This window comes from Nostoc sp. CALU 546 (assembly GCF_048836525.1).
Genome location: NZ_JAWJTF010000066.1, coordinates 1 through 408, shown reverse-complemented (window position 1 = coordinate 408; position 408 = coordinate 1). Strand labels below are relative to the sequence as shown.

The 408-nt window shown below is 47.5% G+C and carries 1 protein-coding gene; it reads left to right on the top strand.

Annotation, left to right across the window (positions count from 1 at the left end; translation table 11 throughout):
* Positions 1-408, top strand: a 408-nt coding sequence (locus tag RRG12_RS26950; RefSeq protein ID WP_420761270.1) for a tetratricopeptide repeat protein, incomplete at both ends; no start/stop codon positions are given.

Genomic DNA, 408 nt, shown 5'->3' with positions numbered 1-408 from the left:
GTGGCTGGTAGCTTGAACAATTTAGCTTTACTCTACTATAGCCAAGGGCGGTACAGCAATGCCGAACCTCTGTACGTAGAAGCTTTGGAAATGACAAAGCGCCTGTTTGCTGGCGACCATCCCAATGTGGCTATTAACTTGAACAATTTAGCAGTACTCTACAAAAGCCAAGGACGCGACAGCGATGCCAAACCTCTCTACATTGAAGCCCTGGCAATGAGAAAGCGCCTGTTTGCTGGCGACCATCTGGATGTGGCTACTAGCTTAAACAATTTAGCTTTCCTCTACTATAGCCAAGGGCGGTACAGCGATGCCGAACCTCTGTACGTAGAAGCTTTGGAAATGACAAAGCGCCTGTTTGCTGGCGACCATCCCAATGTGGCTATTAGCTTGAACAATCTATCTGAA